The 18,957-nt window shown below is 65.7% G+C and carries 17 protein-coding genes and 1 riboswitch; of the genes, 11 read left to right on the forward strand and 6 right to left on the reverse strand.

Annotated features, from left to right (window positions below):
- The first annotated feature begins 143 nt into the window (after positions 1-143).
- From FJ956_RS12460 to FJ956_RS12500, 9 genes are all read left to right on the forward strand, one after another.
- Entirely contained in the window at positions 144-1,538 is a 1,395-nt protein-coding gene (locus FJ956_RS12460; RefSeq protein ID WP_246672029.1) for a transaminase, read from the forward strand.
- Positions 1,539-1,541: 3 nt separating this feature from the next.
- Positions 1,542-2,339: an SDR family oxidoreductase gene (locus FJ956_RS12465; protein WP_140675358.1), complete on the forward strand. Its 798-nt coding sequence runs from the start codon at positions 1,542-1,544 to the stop codon at positions 2,337-2,339.
- A complete protein-coding gene (locus FJ956_RS12470) occupies positions 2,336-3,109 on the forward strand; it encodes an SDR family oxidoreductase (protein WP_140675361.1) in 774 nt (257 codons plus the stop codon). The genes FJ956_RS12465 and FJ956_RS12470 overlap by 4 nt, the downstream gene beginning before the upstream one ends.
- A 64-nt stretch (positions 3,110-3,173) precedes the next feature.
- A complete protein-coding gene (locus FJ956_RS12475; RefSeq protein ID WP_140675364.1) occupies positions 3,174-4,838 on the forward strand; it encodes an amidohydrolase in 1,665 nt (554 codons plus the stop codon).
- The gene (locus FJ956_RS12480; RefSeq protein WP_140675366.1) at positions 4,825-5,913 is read left to right on the forward strand and encodes a GTP-binding protein; all 1,089 of its coding nucleotides are present in this window, start codon (positions 4,825-4,827) and stop codon (positions 5,911-5,913) included. The genes FJ956_RS12475 and FJ956_RS12480 overlap by 14 nt, the downstream gene beginning before the upstream one ends.
- 37 nt (positions 5,914-5,950) lie before the next feature.
- Entirely contained in the window at positions 5,951-7,135 is a 1,185-nt protein-coding gene (locus tag FJ956_RS12485) for an ABC transporter substrate-binding protein (protein WP_140675369.1), read from the forward strand.
- 58 nt (positions 7,136-7,193) lie between these two features.
- Complete coding sequence (locus tag FJ956_RS12490) at positions 7,194-8,063, forward strand: branched-chain amino acid ABC transporter permease (RefSeq protein ID WP_140675372.1); 870 nt, start codon at positions 7,194-7,196, stop codon at positions 8,061-8,063.
- Positions 8,050-9,768 (forward strand): ATP-binding cassette domain-containing protein, encoded by a 1,719-nt coding sequence (locus FJ956_RS12495; RefSeq protein ID WP_140675375.1) that lies wholly within the window; start codon positions 8,050-8,052, stop codon positions 9,766-9,768. Before FJ956_RS12490 ends, FJ956_RS12495 begins: the two co-directional genes overlap by 14 nt.
- The gene (locus FJ956_RS12500; RefSeq protein ID WP_140675378.1) at positions 9,765-10,478 is read left to right on the forward strand and encodes an ABC transporter ATP-binding protein; all 714 of its coding nucleotides are present in this window, start codon (positions 9,765-9,767) and stop codon (positions 10,476-10,478) included. Before FJ956_RS12495 ends, FJ956_RS12500 begins: the two co-directional genes overlap by 4 nt.
- Before the next feature lie 6 nt (positions 10,479-10,484).
- Here FJ956_RS12500 and FJ956_RS12505 read toward each other — a convergent pair whose 3' ends face one another.
- The 6 genes from FJ956_RS12505 to mtnK form a co-directional block, all read right to left on the reverse strand.
- Entirely contained in the window at positions 10,485-11,210 is a 726-nt protein-coding gene (locus FJ956_RS12505) for an MgtC/SapB family protein (protein ID WP_140675381.1), read from the reverse strand.
- A 114-nt stretch (positions 11,211-11,324) separates the two neighbouring features.
- On the reverse strand, positions 11,325-11,483 hold the full coding sequence (locus tag FJ956_RS12510; protein ID WP_140675384.1) for a peptide ABC transporter permease: 159 nt from the start codon (positions 11,481-11,483) through the stop codon (positions 11,325-11,327).
- 133 nt (positions 11,484-11,616) lie between these two features.
- Positions 11,617-12,681: a class II fructose-bisphosphate aldolase gene (gene fba / locus FJ956_RS12515; RefSeq protein WP_140675387.1), complete on the reverse strand. Its 1,065-nt coding sequence runs from the start codon at positions 12,679-12,681 to the stop codon at positions 11,617-11,619.
- A 262-nt stretch (positions 12,682-12,943) separates the two neighbouring features.
- Positions 12,944-13,411, reverse strand: a complete 468-nt coding sequence (locus FJ956_RS12520; protein ID WP_140675390.1) for a 6,7-dimethyl-8-ribityllumazine synthase — start codon at positions 13,409-13,411, stop codon at positions 12,944-12,946.
- Positions 13,412-13,487: 76 nt separating this feature from the next.
- A riboswitch (FMN riboswitch) is annotated at positions 13,488-13,640 on the reverse strand.
- A gap of 235 nt (positions 13,641-13,875) precedes the next feature.
- The gene (gene mtnA / locus FJ956_RS12525; RefSeq protein ID WP_140675393.1) at positions 13,876-14,970 is read right to left on the reverse strand and encodes an S-methyl-5-thioribose-1-phosphate isomerase; all 1,095 of its coding nucleotides are present in this window, start codon (positions 14,968-14,970) and stop codon (positions 13,876-13,878) included.
- Positions 14,967-16,235: an S-methyl-5-thioribose kinase gene (mtnK, locus tag FJ956_RS12530; RefSeq protein ID WP_140675396.1), complete on the reverse strand. Its 1,269-nt coding sequence runs from the start codon at positions 16,233-16,235 to the stop codon at positions 14,967-14,969. Before mtnK ends, mtnA begins: the two co-directional genes overlap by 4 nt.
- Before the next feature lie 136 nt (positions 16,236-16,371).
- Here mtnK and FJ956_RS12535 point away from each other — a divergent pair, with 136 nt between their 5' ends.
- Positions 16,372-17,883, forward strand: coding sequence for a sugar ABC transporter ATP-binding protein (locus FJ956_RS12535; protein WP_140675399.1), 1,512 nt, complete (start codon positions 16,372-16,374; stop codon positions 17,881-17,883).
- A gap of 77 nt (positions 17,884-17,960) precedes the next feature.
- The gene (locus FJ956_RS12540; protein WP_140675735.1) at positions 17,961-18,956 is read left to right on the forward strand and encodes an ABC transporter permease; all 996 of its coding nucleotides are present in this window, start codon (positions 17,961-17,963) and stop codon (positions 18,954-18,956) included.
- Position 18,957 lies beyond the last annotated feature (1 nt).

An 18,957-nucleotide genomic window follows, 5' to 3' on the forward strand; every position in this document is an offset into this window, starting at 1 on the left:
ATACTTCGCATGTGAATTAACTTGACAGGCGCCCTTCCTGCCTTCAGTGTGTCTATAACATACAAAACACTGGTTCAAATAATGAACCGACTAGGAACGGCTACGCGCCTCGGAATTTGGCGCGCCAGGGAGAGTTCAGCGCCGTGACGGCCGCCAGCAAGACCGCTTTGCAATCAGCAACGATCGAAGACCTGCTCGACCGCGAGCAGGCGCGGTTCCTCGACACGCATCCGCGCTCGGCGGCGGCCTGGGAAGAGGGCAAGACGCATTTCCTTTATGGCGGGCCGTCGCACTGGATGCGCCGCTGGGCCGGCGGCTTCCCGGTCTATGCCGCTTCGGCCCGTGGTGCGCATATCACCGACATCGACGGCCATGTCTATGTCGACTTCGCGCTGGGCGACACCGGCGGCATGTGCGGCCATGCGCCCGAAGCGGTGACGCGCGCTGCGCTCCACCAATTGCAGAACGGCGCGACGATGATGCTGCCCACCGAGGACAGCCTTTGGGTCGGCGCCGAGCTGACGCGCCGCTTCGGCCTGCCTTACTGGACGCTGACCACCTCGGCCACCGACGCCAATCGCGGCGCCATCCGCATTGCCCGCATGATCACCGGCCGCCCGAAAGTGCTGGTCTTCTCCGGCTGCTATCACGGCGGCGTCGAGGAGGCGCATGTCGAGATCCGCGACGGCAAGATCGGTATGCGCAACATGATCCACCCGAACGGCGTCGATCATTCGGCCGTCTCCAGGGTGGTCGAGTTCAATGACATCGCCGCGCTGGAAGAAGCGCTGTCGCATGGCGACGTCGCCTGCGTGCTGACCGAGCCGCTGATGACCAATTTCGGCATGATCCCGGTCGCCGAGGGTTTTCATACGGCGCTGCGCGAGATCACCCGCCGCACCGGCACGGTGCTGATCATCGACGAGACGCACACCATCTCCAGCGGGCCTGGCGGCTACACCGCGCTGCACGGGCTGGAGCCGGACATGCTGGTCGCCGGCAAGGCGATCGCCGGCGGCATTCCGGCCGGCATCTTCGGCGTCTCGCGGGAGATTGCCGAGCGGCTGTGGAAGATCGTGCCGATGGTCAATCCACGCGTGCGCCAGTCGGCGCATCTCGGCATCGGCGGCACGCTGGCCGGTAACGCGCTAACCGTCGCCACCATGCGCGCGGTGCTGGAAGAAGTGCTCACGCCGGCCAATTTCGAGCGGATGATTGCCAACGCCACACGCCTTGCCGAAGCCGCGCGCAAAATCATCGCCGGGAACAAATTGCCCTGGCACGTGACGCAGACCGGCGCCCGCGCCGAGATCATGTTCATGCCGAACCCGCCGCGCAGCGGCGCCGACGTCATCGCCGGCCGGCGCGGCGACCTTGAGACGCTTTTGCATGCCTTCTACATGAACGAAGGCATGCTGGTGACGCCGTTCCACACCATGTTCCTGATGTGCCCGGCGACGTCGCCGGCCGATGTCGATCGCCATACGGAGGTCTTCGGCCGTTTCGTCGATCTCGTCCGTGGCGCGGGCGTCGTCTGAACGATGGCGACCCCGTTCGATCTCACGGGCAAGGTGGCGCTGGTGACCGGCGGCGGGCGCGGCATCGGTGCGGCAATCGTCACCCGCTTTGCCGAGGCCGGCGCCTCGGTGGTCATTGCCAATCGAACGCTGGATGTCGCCGAGGCGCTTGCCGCGGAACTCTCCGCGCGCGGCCTGTCCGCACGCGCCGTTGCGCTTGCCGGGCTCGACCGCGCCGCGCTTCACACACTCGTCGGCAATGTCGCGCGCGAGGCCGGCCGGCTCGACATCGTCGTCCACAATGCCGGCGGCTGCCCCTGGGCCTCGGTCGAGGAGCTCGACGAGGACAAGCTCGAAGAGGCGCTGGCTATCAACCTGAAAGCCTGTTTCTGGCTGGCGCAGGCGGCGGCGCCCGCAATGCGCGCCAACCGTTTCGGTCGCGTCCTTGTCACCTCGTCGGTGTCGGCGCGCGTCGCCATGGCCGGCGGCGCGCACTATTCGGCCGCCAAGGCCGGCGTCAACGCCTTCATCCGGGGCGCCGCCTTCGAATTCGCGCGCGACGGCATCACCGTCAACGGCGTCGAGCCGGGCTTTATCGCCAAGCCCGGCCGCGGCACGATGAGCAAGCCGGAGGTGGCGGACCGCCTCGGCCAATTCATTCCCATGGGTCGTCTCGGCGAGGCCGACGACATCGCCTACGCCATGCTCTACCTCGCTTCCGAGCAGGCGAAATACTTGACCGGCCAGACCATCGTCGTCGACGGCGGCTCGACCCTGCCGGAGACCGGATATGCCGTCGAGCGGCATTGGGGGCTGGCATGAGCCGCCGCCTCGAAGGCCGCACGGCCCTGGTTACCGGCGCCGCCACCGGCATGGGTCGCGCCACCGCCGAACTGTTCGGGCGAGAGGGCGCCAAGATCGTCGCCTACGGCCATGGCGGGAAGGTGCTGGAGGAAGCGGCCAAGGTCAGCGGCGGCATTGCCGTGCACGGCGACATCACCAACGCCGGTGACATCACCAGCGCCATCGATGCCTGCGGTGGACGTCTCGACATCGTCGTCAACGCCGCCGGCGTCATGATCCTCGACGAGCCTGAGACGCTGAGCGACGAGACCTGGGCCAAGAGCTTTGCCGTCAACGTCACCGGCTCGATGATGGTCTGCCGCGCGGCGCTGCCGCTGCTCAAGGCGCGCGGCGGCGCGATCGTCAACATCGCCTCGGTCGGCGCCTTCAACGCCAGCGGCCAGAACGCCGCCTATTCGGCGAGCAAGGCAGCACTCGTCTCCTACACCCGCTCGCTCGCGTTCGCGCATGGTGTCGACGGCATCCGCGCCAATGCGGTCGCGCCCGGCTGGGTGCGCACGCCGATGAGCGTCTACGAGATGAAAGTCGCCGCAAGCGCCAATGGCTCGACGCCCGAAGGGGAATTCACGGCACTGACCAGCCGCATCGCACTGCGCCGTGTCGCCGAACCGCAAGAGATCGCCTCCTGCTGCCTGTTCCTCGCGTCGGACGAAGCGTCCTTCGTCACCGGCGCGGTGCTGGTGGCGGACGGCGGCGGCCGCGCCCCGACACAGAACAGGGCGGTGTGACGTGAATTGAAACTTGCTCGCTCGCCAGCATGAGGGTGCGGCCAGCGAGAGAGGAGGAGAGAGAATGCCCGACAGAAACGCCGACCTGGTTTTCACCAATGGCCGCATCTACACGCTCGACCGCAAGCGGCCCTGGGCCTCGGCCGTCGCCGTCAAGGGCGGCCGTATCATCGTGGTCGGCGAGGGCGCTGACGTCGCCGCGCTGATGGGCCCTGCCACCCGCGTCGTCGACCTCAAGGGCGCGATGATGATGCCTGGCATCGTCGACGTGCACGCGCATCTGATGATGGGCGGCCAGGCCGAACTTTTCGAGCTGCGCTTCCCGCCGACCGCAAGCTTCGAGACGCTGATCGCGCGCGTCGGCGAGGCCGCGGCCAAGGCGCCGGAAGGCTCCTGGATCATCGGCGGACAATGGGGCAGCGATCTGTTGCCGAAGCTCAACCGGCTGGAGGCGCTGGCGGCGCTCGACCGGGTGAGCCACGGCCGGCTGGTGATGCTGCGCGACGACACCTATCACAACCGCTGGGTCAATTCAGAAGCGCTTGGCTTGGCCGGCCTTTCCGCGTCGTCGCCCGATCCCAAGAAGGGCTCCATCGGCCGCGATCCGGCGACCGGCGCGCTGACCGGCATGATGATCGAATCCGCCGCCGGCATCGTCGAGCGCACCATCGCGCAATCCGGCCATTACACCGAGGAGATGGACCGCGCCGCGATGGCGCGCTCGATCGCTACCCTCAACTCATACGGCGTCACCGCGTTCCTCGACGCCGCCGCCATGCAGCCGATCCTGGCGGCCCTGAAAGGCCTCGACGATCGCGGCGAGCTGACCGCATGGTCGGTCTCGGCCATGCCCGCGGTCGAACCCTCCTTCATGTTCGGCATTGCCGGCGAAGAGCTGATCGCTTTGCGCGAGCAATATCGCGGCGTTCACGCGAAACCGGACTTCGTCAAGATCTTCCTCGATGGCGTGCCGGGCGCGCGCACCGCCGCCTTCCACGAGCCTTACACCAAGGACCCCGTGCTGGGCTGCTGTTTCCGCGGCTCGACGATCGTCACCGTGCCGGAGCTGATCCGCTGGATCGGCAAATGCGAGAAGCTCGGCCTCGGCGTTAAGATCCACTGCGCTGGTGACGCCGCCGTCAGCCAGGCGCTCGACGCCATCGACGTCGCGCGCTCCTTCAATGGGCCGACCAAGCTGAAGCATCACATCGCGCATGCGAGCTACATCGCGCCGGACGATATCGCCCGCTTCGCCGAGCTCGGCGTCGTCGCCGACCTTTCGCCTTTCCTGTGGTATCCGACGAGCTTCCTCGAAGGCCATAAGCAGACGATGGGCGAGGCGCGCGCGCTGCGCTTCTGGCCGAACAAGGATCTGCTTGCCGCCGGCGCGCTGCTTGCCGGCGGCTCCGACTGGCCGGTGATGCCGAACCCTGATCCGTGGGACGGCATCGAAGGCCTGGTGACGCGCCGCAACCCGAGCGGCGAGTTTCCGGGCGCGTCGCTTTGGCCGGAGCAGGCGATCGATATCGCTACCGCGCTCGAGATCTTCACCATCAATTCGGCCCGCGCGGTCGGCCTCGCCGACACCGTCGGCTCGATCGAGATCGGCAAGTCCGCCGACCTCATCGTGCTCGACCGCAACGTGCTGGAGACGCCGGCCAAGGACCTCGCCGACACCAAGGTGCTGACGACCTGGTTCGAGGGGAGGGTGGTCTATGAGCGCGCCTGATCCTTCCAGCGACACGAGGATACCGGTGACAATTCTCACCGGCTTCCTCGGCAGCGGCAAGACGACGGTGCTGAACCGCCTGCTGCGCCAGCCGTCGCTTGCCGGTGCGGCCGTCATCGTCAACGAGTTCGGCGCCGTCGGGCTCGACCATCTGCTGATCGAGGCCAGCGAAGAGCAGTTCACGCTGCTCGACAATGGCTGCGTCTGCTGCACGGTGCGCGGCGACCTGGTTGCCACGCTGAAGGAGCTTGACCGCAAGAGTAGCGTCGGCGAGACGCCACCGCTCTCTCAAGTGATCATCGAAACGACGGGTCTCGCCGACCCGGCGCCGATCCTGCACACGCTGATGGCCGAAGCTGAGCTCACGGCTCGCTTTCGCATCGGCGGTGTCGTCACCACCGTCGATGCGGTGAATGGCGCGGCGACGCTTCACCGTCATTCGGAAGCCGCCAAGCAGGTCGCCGTCGCCGACCGGCTGCTGATCACCAAGACCGATCTCGTCTCGAACGAGGTACTCGGCGGTTTGCAGCACCGACTGGCGCATTTGGCACCGACCGTCGAGCAAACCGTTGCCCGCAACGGCGAAGTCGAACTCGATCTGCTGAAGAGCCTGCCCGCCGATGCTGCGGCAGATGTGACCCGCATCGCCGCGCGGCTCGAAGCGGCTGATCACCACGACCATGAATGCGGAGCTGATTGCCACCATGGTCACGATCATCATCGCGACACACACCACGGCATCCGGTCCTTCAGCTTCATCATCGACAAGCCAGTCGAGTGGGCCGCTTTCGCCCGCTGGCTGGACTATGTCGCGGCGCTGAAGGGCGAGGATCTGCTGCGCTTCAAGGGCATCGTGCGCACCACGGAGGAGCCGGAGCAGCCACTGGTGCTCCACGGCGTGCAGCATGTCTTTCATCCGCCGGCGCGGCTCGACCGCTGGCCTTCGCACGACCGCCGCACCCGGCTGGTGTTCATCGTTCGCGACATCGAGCGCGAGACCATCGCCCGCACGCTGGTGAAATTCGCCGCCATTGACGCCGCCAGCATTGCCGGGCCGGCGCTGGCTGCCGCCTGAAAACAAGTAACGTATGACAAAAATGGGAGACTGAAACATGCATTGGAAATCGAGACTGCTCGCAGCGGCATTTGCCGGCATCGGCCTTGCCGCCATGGCCGGCACGGCTTCCGCCGCCGGCCCGACTTGTAAGGACGGCGCCATCAAGGTCGGCGCCGTGTCGACCGTCACTGGCCCGGCCGATTTCTCCGAAGTGCCGAAGGCGACCCAGGCCGCCTTCGATGCGGTCAATGCCGCCGGCGGCATCAATGGCTGTAAGATCGACTACACCATTGCCGACGACAAGGCCGATCCGGCGGTCGCCGCGCAAGCCGCGCGCGACCTGATCGACAACAAGGAGGCTGTGGCGCTGGTCGGCTCGGCCAGCCTGCTCGACTGCGCCGTCAACTCCGCCACCTACAGCCGCAAGAAGATCCTTTCGGTGCAGGGTCTCGGCGTCGACGCCGCCTGCTTCTCCTCGCCCAATGTCGCGCCGGTCAATGTCGGCCCTTACACGCTGTCGACGGCGATGGCCTACTACGCGACCAACGAATTGAAGACGAAGAAGCTCTGCGCCTTCTTCATCATCATCGGCGGCACCCAGGAGGCCTACAAGAAGGCGATCGAGAACTGGGAAAAGATCAGCGGCCAGAAGATCCACCTGATCGACCTGACGCTGCCCTTCCAGGGCGATCTGACGCCTTATGTCATCAAGGCGCGAGACGCCGGCTGCGACGCGGTGCTGACCAACCAAGTCGAGCCGCAGGTGGTGCAGCTGATCAAGACCGTCGATGCCCAGAAGATCACCGGCATCAACTGGCTCTTCCTGGCGCCCGGCTACACCGAGCAGGTCGCCAAGGCGCTGGCCGACACCAAGCAGCCGATCTATGTCGGCACCGAGTGGGAGCCCTACACCGAGAAGAACTCGGCCGCCAACGCGCAATGGATTGCCGACATGCAGAAGGCGAACCGGCCGCTCACCGCCTTCTCGCAGGGCGGCTACCTCGCCGCCGAGCTGTTCCTCAAGGTGGTCGCCTCGATCGACGGCGAGGTGACGCGCGAAAGCGTGGCCAAGGCGCTGCACGACATGCAGCCGCTCACCAACCCGCTCGCCGGCTCGCCTTACGTATTCGGCAAGGCCAAGACGCATTCGCCGATGCAGGCCACCAAGGTGATGAAGCTCGAGGCCGGCGCCTGGAAGGTCGAGACGCCGGACTGGGTCGTGCTGCCGCAGGCCAAGTGATGGTCGCTTGAACCGGACGGCGCGGCTGGCCGCGCTGTCCTCCGGATCGGGATACGAGATGAACGCATTGCTCACATCCGCCGTGGCGGGACTGACGGCCGGGGGCACCTATGCCCTGCTCGGCGTCTGCGCCGTCTTCACCTACCGGCTCGTCGCCGTGGTGAATTTCACCGGGGCCGCGATCGGCACCGCCGGAACCTTCGTGCTGATCGCCTTGTTCGAGGCCGGTTTCCCGATCTGGCCCTCGGTGCTGGCGGGGATTGCGGCGGGCACGCTGACCGGCGTCGCAATCGGCTACATCATGACGCGGTGGTTCGGCGAAGCGACTGCTTCGACCAAGGCGGCGGTGACGGTGGCGCTGCTCGTCGGCCTGATCGCCATAGGTCTGCGCCTGACAGGCGGCCAGCATCCGCACAACATGCCCGAGCTGTTCCCGGGCTCGGCCTTCCGTCTCGCCGGCGTAGAGGTGACCATCGCCTCGGTGCTCACCATCGGGCTCGCGGTGCTGTTCACCATCCTTTCCGACCTCTTCCTCAACCGGACAAAGGTCGGCCTCAATCTGCGCGCGCTGGCCGACCGGCCGATGGCGGCGGAGCTGCTCGGCGTGCGGGTGCAGATCCTGTCGCTACTGGTATGGGGCATGACGGGCGCCTTCACCACTTTCGCGCTGATGATCATCGCGCCGCAGCGCTCGCCGAACTTCATGACGCTTAGCCTGCTTGTCGTGCCGGCGCTCGCCGCGGCACTCATCGGCGTCTTCCGCAGCTTCTGGTGGACGCTGGCCGGCGGCATCGCGCTCGGCATCGTCGAAGGGCTGGCGAGCTCCATCGACAGCATCAGCCAGTATCGCAGCGCCATCCCGTTCCTGGTGGTGCTCGCCGTTCTTCTCTGGACGCAGCGGGAGGCCCGTTGGGATGAAGCGCGCTAGTCTTCGGGCCTCATTGACCCTCATCGTCGTGGCGCTTATCGCCGGCGGCGTCGCCTATGCCGGCCTGCTGCCCTCCTATTGGGTGTTCCTTGCAACCTCGGTGCTGATCACTGGCGTCGCGCTGCAGAGCCTCGGTCTCGTCGCCGGCCGCACCGGCATGATCGCGCTCTGCCAGATGTCCTTCGCCGGCGTCGGCGCCTGGACGGTCGGCTATCTCAACCTCGCCCAGGCGCCGGGCGGCCTAGCGGCGTGGATCCTGATCGGCGGCCTTGCGGCCGTCCCGTTCGGCGTTGCCATCGGCCTGCCGGCGCTGAGGCTGCGCGGCATCAACCTCGCCATCGTCACGCTCTCCTTCGCCACCGCCTTCGACACCATCCTGGCCACCATGACCTATCCCGGCCAGACCGACTTCCTGCAGGTACCGCGGCCGGAACTGTTCGACAGCGACGAGGGCTATTTCGTCTTCGTGCTGCTCTTCTATGTGGCGATCGCCGTGGCGCTTGGATTCATCAGTCGCTCGCGGCTCGGCGCGTCCTGGCTGGCGGTGCGTCACTCGGAGCGCGCCGCCGCCGCGCATGGCGTCAGCATCGCCACCGCCAAGCTCTCGGCCTTTGCGCTCAGCGCCTTCGTCGCCGGCATTTCCGGCGGTCTGCTCGCTGGCTATCTCGGCACGCTGGTCGCCGAGAATTTCAGCATGATGCAGTCGCTGTCGCTCTATGCGGTGTCGGTGATGGCCGGCGCGCATTTCGCCGAGGGTGCGATCATCGGCGGCCTGCTCGTCGTCATGTTCCCGGAAATCCTGCGCCGGCTGGACTGGCCGCAGGACATCGGCAATGTGCTGTTTGCTATCGGCGCAACCCAGGCACTGTCGAGCGGCGAGACGATGAGCGAGACCTTCCGGCGCCAGTTCCGCAAATTGCTGCCGGCGCGCGCGCCGAAAGCCGCCGCCGTGTCTGCCTCGGAATTGCCGTCCACAATCGAGCGCGCCGCCGGCCCGGTCCTCACCATCGAGGGATTGACGGTTCGCTATGGCAGCGTGGTCGCGCTGAACAATGTCAGCCTGAGCGTTGCCGCCGGTACGGTTGCCGGCTTGATCGGCCCGAACGGCGCAGGCAAGTCGACTTTCATCGATGCCGTCGCTGGCTTCCTGTCGTCCTATCAGGGCAGCGTGCGGCTGGGAGGCAAGCCGCTCGAAGACGTGCCGGCGCATCTGCGTGCCCGCGACGGCGTGCGTCGTACCTGGCAGACCAACCGCATCGCGCCGGAGCTGACCGTCGGCGGCTATCTGGCGCTTGCGGCCAAGGGCCTGTCGGTGAACGAGACCAGGGCGGTGCTCGACTGGCTCGACTGTCCGCATCTCGACACGCTGGTGGCTTCGGTCGATGCCGGCACAAGGCGGCTGCTCGATGTCGCGGGCGTCGTCGCTGCACGCCCGGCCGTCGTGCTGCTCGACGAGCCGGCCGCCGGCCAGTCGCATGAAGAAACGCTACGGCTTGGCCAGCGCATCGCCGAGATCCCTAAACTGTTCGGCTCGGCGGTGCTTCTGGTCGAGCACGACATGGACCTGGTGCGGGCGGTCTGCTCGGAGGTCACCGTGCTCGATTTCGGCCAAGTCATCGCCTCCGGTCCACCGGCCAAGGTGCTCGGCGAACGCGCGGTGAAGAAGGCCTATCTCGGCATCGAGGAAGAGAGCGTGGCGGCATGAGCAGGCTCGTCGTTTCCAACCTGTCGATCAACCGCGCCGAATTGCCGGTCGTCTCGTCGGTCGATCTCACCGCCGAGAGCGGCGCGATCAGCGTGGTGCTCGGCGCCAATGGCGCCGGCAAGACGACGCTGCTCGAGGGACTGTCCGGCATCATCCCGGTCGCCGGAGGCGCCATCGCCATCGACGGCCGCGAGTTGCAGAAGGCACGGCCCGGCACCCGCTCGCGCGAAGGGCTCGCCCATGTCGAGCAGGGCCGCACCGTCTTCCGGCAGCTGACGACGGAAGAGAATTTGCGCGTCAGCCTGCATCCGGGTGCCGACATCGCGGAAGCCTATGCGCTTTTTCCCGAGCTGGTGCAGCGCCGTTCGGTGAAGGCAAGCCTGCTTTCGGGCGGCGAACAGCAGATGCTGGTCATCGCGCGCGCGCTCCTCACCCGGCCGAAGGTTCTGCTCATCGACGAGATGTCGGCCGGCCTGGCGCCGGTCATCGTCACGCGGCTGATGACGGCCGTGCGCAAGCTCGCCGATGACGGACTGGCCGTCGTCCTCGTCGAGCAGTTCGCGGCGCTTGCGCTGTCGATCGGCAACCGCGCCTATGTCATGCGCCGCGGCCGCGTCGTCTATGACGGCGATTGCGCGAAGTTGCGCCAATCGCCGGACGAACTGCACCGGCTTTATCTCGGAGGGCAGGAGATGGCTGCCACGTCCTGATCTTGCTCAGGTCGGCTTCTCGCCGATCACTTCGAACCGCTCGACTGCGCAGTGCTCGGCGATCACCGCCAGCACTTCTGTCGAAGGCTCGACCGCGTCAGGCTGCTTCCATTGAACGTTGAAAGAAAAAACAAAGCGGTCGCGGCCGGCGTCGTGCTCCATGCCGACGAAGCGCGCGTCATAGCCGAGGGGGCGCACCATGTCCCCGATGTCGGGCGGCGAACTGTTCGGCCATGAGACCGAAAGGATAGCTTTGTGATCGCGAGAAATCTTCAAATCGACCCACTTCAGGGCTTGCAGGGTCACCAGCGTCAGCACGGTCGCGATTGCGCCGAGCCCGTACTGGCCACCGCCGAAAGCGAGGCCGATCATGGTCATGATCCACATCGTGGCGGCGGTTGTGACGCCGGTGACGAGATCGCCTCGCCGCAGGATCGCGCCGCCGCCGATGAAGCCGACGCCGGTGAGCACGCCGAGCGGAAATCGCATGACGTCCATGCGCACAAAGGAATCCGGCCCTTTGCCGGAAACATCGAGCAGCATGTTGGCCTGGACCATGGCCACGCAGGCCGCCAAGCCGACCAGAATGGTTGTCCTCAGCCCGGCGGAATGCCCGCGCGCCTCACGATTCAAGCCTATGAGAAAGCCTGCCAGCAGCGTGACCAAGAGCCGCCCGACGAGGTCAGACCAGGTCGGATGAAGCGGCATGTCGCAGCAAAGGGTCTCGAACATGGTTTCGACAGGGCGGTGAAAGGTCGCCGCGCCTCAGTTTCGTCTGCGACGTTCAACCGGCGGAGCCGGTGATGGTTCCTTGGCGCAACCCCGGCTTTTCGCGGGCGACAACCCTCAATGCGCGGTGAGACTGAGCACCAGCGCCAGCACCACGATACCGACCAGCCCTGCGATGAAGATGATGCGTTGCGCGCGCGTACGCAGGATGATCTCGCCCTGCCGGACATTCTGGCCGGAGAAAACCGGCCCTTCGTCGTCGCGATCCTTGCTCATGACATGCTCCTTCCCTTCGATGGGTGCGGAAGGTCTCTGAGCAGGAACCGATTTGTCGGCTTGAAGTTCCGCCCCGCTTCGGCGGGGTACATGCCCGCGACCGGGATCGAACCGGTCGCGGGGATTGATCGGCTCAGCCGAACTTCGGGTCGAGGCTGCCCGATTTGTAGCGCTTGGCCATGTCGGCCAGCGGGATCGGCTTGATCTTCGGCGCGTTGCCGGCGGTGCCGAACTGTTCGAAGCGCTCCTTGCAGAGCTTCTTCATCGCGGCCATCGCCGGCGTCAGATATTTGCGTGGATCGAATTCCGACGGGTTCTCGGTCAGCACCTTGCGGATGGCGCCGGTCAGCGCCATGCGGTTGTCGGTGTCGATGTTGATCTTGCGCACGCCATGCTTGATGCCGCGCTGGATCTCTTCCACCGGCACGCCCCAGGTCGGCTTCATCTGGCCGCCATATTTGTTGATGATCTCCTGCAAGTCCTCCGGCACCGAGGACGAGCCATGCATGACGAGATGCATGTTGGGCAGGCGGCGGTGGATCTCCTCGATCACGTTCATCGCCAGCACCGCGCCGTCTGGCTTGCGCGAGAATTTATAGGCGCCGTGGCTGGTGCCCATGGCCACCGCCAGCGCGTCGACATGCGTGTCGCGCACGAACTGCTCGGCCTGCACCGGATCGGTCAGCAACTGGTCATGGCTGATCGCGCCCTCGACGCCGTGGCCGTCCTCCTGCTCGCCGCCGCCGCTTTCCAGCGAGCCGAGCACGCCGATCTCGCCTTCCACCGAGACGCCGCCCCAATGCGCCATGTCGACGACGCGCCGCGTGATGCCGGAATTATAGGCGTAGTCGGCCGGCGACTTGCCGTCCTCCTTCAGCGAGCCGTCCATCATCACCGAGGTGAAGCCGTACTGGATGGCGGTGACGCAGGTGGCTTCGTTGTTGCCGTGGTCGAGATGCATGCAGACCGGGATGTCGGGATGGATCTCGACCAGCGCGTCGATCAGCTTGGCCAGCACCACGTCATTGGCGTAGGCACGCGCGCCGCGGCTGGCCTGCAGGATGACCGGCGACTTGGTCTCCTCCGCCGCCTCCATGATGGCGAGGCCTTGTTCCATATTGTTCATGTTGAAGGCAGGCACGCCATAGCCATGTTCGGCGGCATGGTCGAGCAATTGTCTCAGTGTGATGCGAGCCAACGAATAGTCTCCGTATCTGGTTCGAGCCCGTGTTTGAAAAGGCCGCCCGGACGTCGGGCGGCCCCGTTGCTTCTGGCCGGATTTCGGAGCTACCGCAACCTTTCGGAGCCTTTTCGGCCGCAATTCTTGTTGCAGGGCTGAAATCCGCCTTGTCGAGGCTAAAGCGCGTCGCGCTGAAACGGATTCAGGCGCCGCGCTTTAGGTTTTTGCTTTCATGCATGTCGTTCTCCCAAAACCGCTGCGCACTTTTGGGCGACATGCATTAGGCGGCGATCCGCGCACGCGCGGCGAGGATCTCGACGCAGGCCTTGGCCGCTTCCTTGCCCTTCACGGTGAAATGCTCGTGGAAGAAGCGGCGATGCTCGGCGCTGTCATGGTAGTTGTGCGGCGTCAGCACCGCCGACAGCACCGGCACGCCGGTCACGAGCTGCACGTTCATCATGCCGTCGATGACCGCGCTTGCCACGAAGTCGTGGCGATAGATGCCGCCATCGACGACGAAGGCGGTGCCGAGGATCGCGGCGTAACGGCCGGTCTCGGCAAGCGTCTTGGCGTGCAGCGGGATCTCGTAAGCGCCCGGCACGTCGAAGACCTCGACGGTAAAACCGCCGAGGGCGGCAAGGCCCGTCTCGAAGGCCGTCACGCATTGGTCGACGATATCGGCATGCCAACGCGCCCGGATGACGGCGACACGACGGAGAGTATGGTCTTTGGGGAAATGCTGATTCATGGGTCCTTCCTTCCGTTTCGAACCAGAATCAGGACGCACGACGCAAAATCCGGCCCGCGCGAGCGGGCCGTCTTGCGTACGTTCTCTTCCATCCGGACTTTAACCGTCGGCCCCGGAATCGCACCGGATCTGCTGACCCTTCCGATAGGTTGGAAGGCGCTCGCGGGCTTGAGCGATCGAAATCGCCCTTACCGCCGGTGGGGACTTTCACCCCGCCCTGAGAACATTAACGCACGTTTTATGGGAGAGCAGGGCAATAGTGTCAACTGGCGATGATATCGCGGTCGTCATCCTAGGGCGGAGCAAGGAGCGAAGCGACGCGCGCAGACCCTAGGATCCATGCCGTGGCGCTAAGGCATTGCAACGGTTACAGAATTCTGCACCGTTGCGCTCGATGACGGAGGTCACGGCATGGATTCTCGGGTCAAGCCCGAGAATGACGACGTGCTGGAGAGATCAGCTAGTCACCCACGCTCCGGAAACATTGCCTTCAACCCTTCGCGCGAGGCCTTGGCCACGCCTCGCTCGGTGATCAGCCCGGTCACCAGCCGCGCCGGCGTCACGTCGAAGGCGGGGTTGGCCGCCGGCGTCGCGTCCGGCGAGACGCGCACCTGGGCGATCTTGCCGTCGGAAGTCTTGCCCCAGACCAGCGAAACCTCGTCGCCCGAGCGCTCCTCTATCGGGATTTCCTTCAGCCCATCGGCAACCGTCCAGTCGATGGTGGGCGAGGGGAGCGCGACATAGAAGGGCACGTCGTTGTCGGCTGCGGCCAAAGCCTTCAGGTAGGTGCCGATCTTGTTGCAGACATCGCCATTGGCCGTGGTGCGGTCGGTGCCGACGATCACCATGTCGATGTCGCCATGCTGCATCAGATGGCCGCCGGCATTGTCGACGATCAGCGTGTGCGGCACGCCGTGCCCGGCCATCTCCCAGGCGGTCAACTGGGCGCCCTGGTTGCGCGGCCTCGTCTCGTCGACATAGACATGCACCGGGATGCCGGCCTCCATCGCCAGATAGATCGGCGCGGTGGCGGTGCCGTAGTCGACCGTCGCCAGCCAGCCGGCATTGCAATGGGTCAGGATGTTGACCGTTTCGCCCGGCTTCTTGCGCGCGGCGATCTGCTTGATGATCGCAAGTCCGTTCTCGCCGATGGCGCGGTTCAGCCCGACATCCTCGTCGGCGATTGCGGCGGCGCGCCGGTAAGCGGCTTCCGCGCGCTCTGCGGGTGCAATCGGCTTGAGATGCCGTCGCATCTCGTCCAGCGCCCAGCGCAGATTGATCGCCGTCGGCCGCGTCTTGTTGAGCGTCTCCCACACCGCGTCGAGCGCTTCGTCAGATGCATCGTCTTTCATCTGTATGGCGACGCCGTAGGCGGCGGTGACGCCGATCAGCGGCGCGCCGCGCACCCACATGTCGCGGATCGCGGTGGCGATGCCGGCAACCGTTCCGATCGTCTCGATGCGGAACTCGTGCGGCAGCCAGCGCTGGTCGATGATCTCGACCGACCGCTTGTCGTCGCTCAGCCAGATGGTGCGGTAGTGGCGTTCGCCGACGTTCAAATTCGCTTCTCCTGTTCGATCAGCGCGGCCAGATTGTTGACCTCGTCGATGCTGTGGATCTGGCGCCGGTTGACGGCGATGTGGCGGCCGAAGCGCAAAGCCTTGGCCTCACATCTGGCGCGCAGGTCTTGATCGGCAATAGCCTCGAAATCGGCATTGTGGGCGAGGCCGAGGATGCGCCGGTGCACCTCGATGCCGGCGAAGCCGAGCAGGTCGTCCCAGATGGAATGCAGCATATGGTCGAGCGCCTGCTCGGAGCCAAGCAGGTCGCCCTGATCCTCGAACAGGCTCCTCTGGTAGAGCATGCCGGTGCGCTCGGTCCGCCACAGATTGGCGAACTCGGCGCGGAACACTGTCCAGGTCTCGGCGGTGACACCGAGCAGATAGGCGCGCATCGGTGCGCGGCTGCCCTTGTCCTCATGGCCGCGCTGCGAGAAGAAGGCCATCCAGAAATTGGCGAGCAGCATGCCGACGTCGAAGGCGATCGGGCCATAGAAGGCGAACTCCGGATCGATCATCCGGGTCTCGCTGTCGGTCACCATGATCGAGCCCGAATGCAGGTCGCCATGCAGCAGCGTCTCGGCATTGGCGGCGAACAGATGTTTTAGCCGCTGCGCCTCGACCTTGAGGTCGCGGTCGGCGCGCAATTCGGCGACGAGGCTGTCGAGTTGCGGCGACGTATGCCTGTTCAACTTGGCATCAAAATACGGGTCGGAAAACACCAGATCCTCGGTAATGCCGCAAAGCTCGACATTGTCGGCAAACAGCGCCAGATCCGCCTTGCGGCCCTTGGTCGGCATGTGCAGGTCGGAACCGCGGAACAGCGTGCGGGCCATGAACAGGCCGATGTCGCGCGCGATATTCGGCAATTCGCGGCCGTCGATCAGCGCGCGCCGCAGGATAATGTGCGGCGGCGCCAGGTACTCCATCACGATCAGCGCCTGGGCCTCGTCGAAATGATAGATCGCCGGCACCGAGCCGGGCGCTCGGCGCTCCTGCCTGGTCAGCGCATGATATTCGAAGAAGGAGCGTTTCAAGGGCAGCGGCCAGCTGTCGCCGACCAGCCGCACATAGGGCAGCGCCTGTTTGACCACCGCGGCGCCTTGGTCGCCCTCGACGATGAACACAAGGTTGAGATTGCCGTCGCCGACCTCGCGTACCTTCCAGTGGCTGGCGTCCCTGCCGATGCGCTCGGTCAGCGCCGCGGTCTCGCCAAGGCGCTTCGGCAGCGTCTCCACCGACAATGCTTCGAACTTCCCGATCATGCTCTCCCTCCTGCGCGTGGTTTCCGACGATAGCGGAGCCACGGCGGCGGGGCCAAGCTAGGAAGCGATCTGGCAAATGTCAATCGTGTTGACAATTGCCGAACGAGCCCATAGCGTCACGATCCGGGAGGAACGGATGGGCGCAGATGCCGTGTTCCATGTGGAGGGCCTGAGGAAATCCTTCGGCCAGAACGAGGTGCTTGGCGGCATCTCGCTCGACCTCTTTGCAGGCGAGGTGACCGTGCTGATGGGCGCCAACGGCGCCGGCAAATCCACCTTGGTGAAGGTCGTCAGCGGCGTCTACGAACACGGCGCAGGCTCGATGCGGCTCGCCGGCAAGGCCTTCGATCCGCAGACCCCCGCCGAGGCCATTCGCGCCGGCGTCGTCACCGTGCACCAGAACATCAATGACGGCGTGGTCGCCGACCTCGATGTCGCCACCAACCTGACGCTCGACCGGTTGAGCGGCAAAGGCGCGTCGTTGCTTTTCAAGCCTGCCAATGTCCGCGCCGAAGCGAGAGCCGTCGCGGACCGCATGGGACTTGCCATCGACCTCAGGGCGCGCGTCAGCGACTTGTCGTTGGCGGATCGGCAGATGGTGGCCATCGCTCGCGCCATGGCGCATCAGCCCAAGGTCCTGATCCTCGACGAGCCGACCTCCTCGCTGTCGAGCGCCGAGGCCGACCGGCTGTTCTCGCTGATCGACCGCCTGCGCGGGCAGGGCGTCGCCATCCTCTATATCTCGCATCGCATGTCCGACATCCGGCGTCTCGCCGACCGTATCGTGTCGATGCGCGACGGCGTGGTCTCCGGGATTTTCGACCAGAAGCCGCTCGACTATGAGGGCGCCGTGAACGCAATGCTCGGTCGCAAGATCCACCTCGACAGGGTCGTGGCCAGAAGCTCGGCGCGCGCGGTCTTCACCGCCGAGGGCCTGCAACTCGCGCATGGAGCAAAGCCGATCTCGATGACGCTCGGCGCCGGCGAGGTGGTGGCGATAACCGGCCTTGTCGGCGTCGGCAAGACGGCGCTGGCGGAGACGCTGTTCGGTGTGCGCCGGCCGCTCGCCGGCACCATGCATATGGACGGCAAGCCCTATGCGCCGGGCTCGGCGCGCGAAGCGATCGCCGCCGGCGTCTTCCTGGTCGCCAAGGACCGCGCCGCGAGCGGCATCGTCGGCGGCTTCAACATCGAACGCAACATCAGCCTGCCGTTCCTCAAGCGCATGTCGGGTCTCGGTGTCATGAAGAAACGTGCCGAGCGCGTCGCCGCCCGCCGCCAGATCGACGAGCTCGGCATCGTTTGCCGCTCCGAGAAGGACGAGCTGTCGGCGCTGTCCGGCGGCAACCAGCAGAAGGTGATGGTGGCGCGCTGGATGTCGCAGGCCTCGCGTCTGTTCATCCTCGACGAGCCTTTCCAGGGCGTCGACATCTCGGCGCGCCGCGACATCGCCGCCAAGCTGAGGGCAAGCGCCGACGGCCGCGCGACGCTGATCTTCGTCACCGAGATCGACGAGGCGCTGGAGACCGCCGACCGCATCCTGGTGATGTCGGAACATACGATCGTCGGCGAGCACCGCAACGCCGAGATCGACCTCGACCGACTGCTGGCGGAAGTGGCCGGCGGGCCGCTTCACAGCGCGGCGTGAGATCGCGGGATGAAGAGACTCGGAGTGCAGGCATGAGTTCCAGTTTGGCGGGCAGGGCAACGGCGCGGGAGCGTTCGATGACACTGCGCGACTACGCCATCCGCTACGGCTTCATCGTCCTGCTGGTCGGGCTGATCGCCTATTTCGCTGTTGCAGCCGATGGCTTCGCCTCGCCGCAGAGCGCCGTCTTCATCTTCCAGTCGGTGGCCATCACCGGCGTGCTGGCGCTCGGCGTCACCGCGACGCTCGTCGTCGGCGGTTTCGACCTGTCGATCGGCTCCGTCGCCACCAGCGCCATGATGGCGGCCTCCTACGCCATGGTCGTGCTGGAGCAGAACGCCATCGTCGCCGTCATCGCCTGCCTTGTCATCGGCGTCATCGTCGGCCTGATCAATGGCTGGCTGATCGTCTATATGCGCGTGCCCGATCTGCTGGCGACGCTCGGCATGATGTTCCTGCTGCTCGGCCTGCAGCGCATCCCGACGGAAGGCCGCTCGATCGCCACCGGCATGACCATGCCCGACGGCTCGGTCGCCAACGGCAAGTTCTCGGAAGCCTTCCTGGCGCTCGGCCGCCACCGCATCGACTTCTTCATCCCGAACCTGATCCCGGTCTCGGTGGTGGTGCTCGTCGTGCTCGCGGTGCTGATCTGGTTCTTCCTCGAATACACCCGCTTCGGCCGCATGATGTATGCCGTCGGCAGCAATGAGAGGGCGGCCGAGCTCGCCGGCGCGCCTGTCAAGGCATACAAAATCTGGGCCTATGTGATTTCGGGAGTTTTTGCCTCGATCGGCGGGATTTTACTCGCCGCCCGGCTTGGACGCGGCGACATCGCCTCGGGTAATAATCTCTTGCTCGACGCAGTCGCGGCGGCGCTCATCGGCTACGCGGTGCTTGGAGCGGCCAAGCCCAACGCCTTCGGCACGGCCGTCGGCGCGGTGTTCGTCGGCGTCCTGCTGCAAGGCCTGACGATGATGAACGCGCCTTACTACACGCAGGATTTCGTCAAGGGCGCGGTGCTTGTCGTCGCCCTTGTCTTCACCTTCGCCCTTTCCGGCAGGGGCAAGAGATAGT

Source organism: Mesorhizobium sp. B2-4-3, from assembly GCF_006442815.1.
Lineage (GTDB): Bacteria > Pseudomonadota > Alphaproteobacteria > Rhizobiales > Rhizobiaceae > Mesorhizobium.

Bases quoted from the DNA above. Each gene is read 5' to 3' on its own strand.
- FJ956_RS12510 (WP_140675384.1), bottom strand. From the start codon at position 11,483: ATGAGCAAGGATCGCGACGACGAAGGGCCGGTTTTCTCCGGCCAGAAT.
- FJ956_RS12540 (WP_140675735.1), top strand. From the start codon at position 17,961: ATGACACTGCGCGACTACGCCATCCGCTACGGCTTCATCGTCCTGCTG.
- FJ956_RS12470 (WP_140675361.1), top strand. From the start codon at position 2,336: ATGAGCCGCCGCCTCGAAGGCCGCACGGCCCTGGTTACCGGCGCCGCC.
- FJ956_RS12500 (WP_140675378.1), top strand. From the start codon at position 9,765: ATGAGCAGGCTCGTCGTTTCCAACCTGTCGATCAACCGCGCCGAATTG.
- FJ956_RS12485 (WP_140675369.1), top strand. From the start codon at position 5,951: ATGCATTGGAAATCGAGACTGCTCGCAGCGGCATTTGCCGGCATCGGC.
- FJ956_RS12490 (WP_140675372.1), top strand. From the start codon at position 7,194: ATGAACGCATTGCTCACATCCGCCGTGGCGGGACTGACGGCCGGGGGC.
- FJ956_RS12465 (WP_140675358.1), top strand. From the start codon at position 1,542: ATGGCGACCCCGTTCGATCTCACGGGCAAGGTGGCGCTGGTGACCGGC.
- FJ956_RS12520 (WP_140675390.1), bottom strand. From the start codon at position 13,411: ATGAATCAGCATTTCCCCAAAGACCATACTCTCCGTCGTGTCGCCGTC.
- FJ956_RS12535 (WP_140675399.1), top strand. From the start codon at position 16,372: ATGGGCGCAGATGCCGTGTTCCATGTGGAGGGCCTGAGGAAATCCTTC.
- FJ956_RS12505 (WP_140675381.1), bottom strand. From the start codon at position 11,210: ATGTTCGAGACCCTTTGCTGCGACATGCCGCTTCATCCGACCTGGTCT.
- FJ956_RS12495 (WP_140675375.1), top strand. From the start codon at position 8,050: ATGAAGCGCGCTAGTCTTCGGGCCTCATTGACCCTCATCGTCGTGGCG.
- mtnK (WP_140675396.1), bottom strand. From the start codon at position 16,235: ATGATCGGGAAGTTCGAAGCATTGTCGGTGGAGACGCTGCCGAAGCGC.
- FJ956_RS12475 (WP_140675364.1), top strand. From the start codon at position 3,174: ATGCCCGACAGAAACGCCGACCTGGTTTTCACCAATGGCCGCATCTAC.
- FJ956_RS12480 (WP_140675366.1), top strand. From the start codon at position 4,825: ATGAGCGCGCCTGATCCTTCCAGCGACACGAGGATACCGGTGACAATT.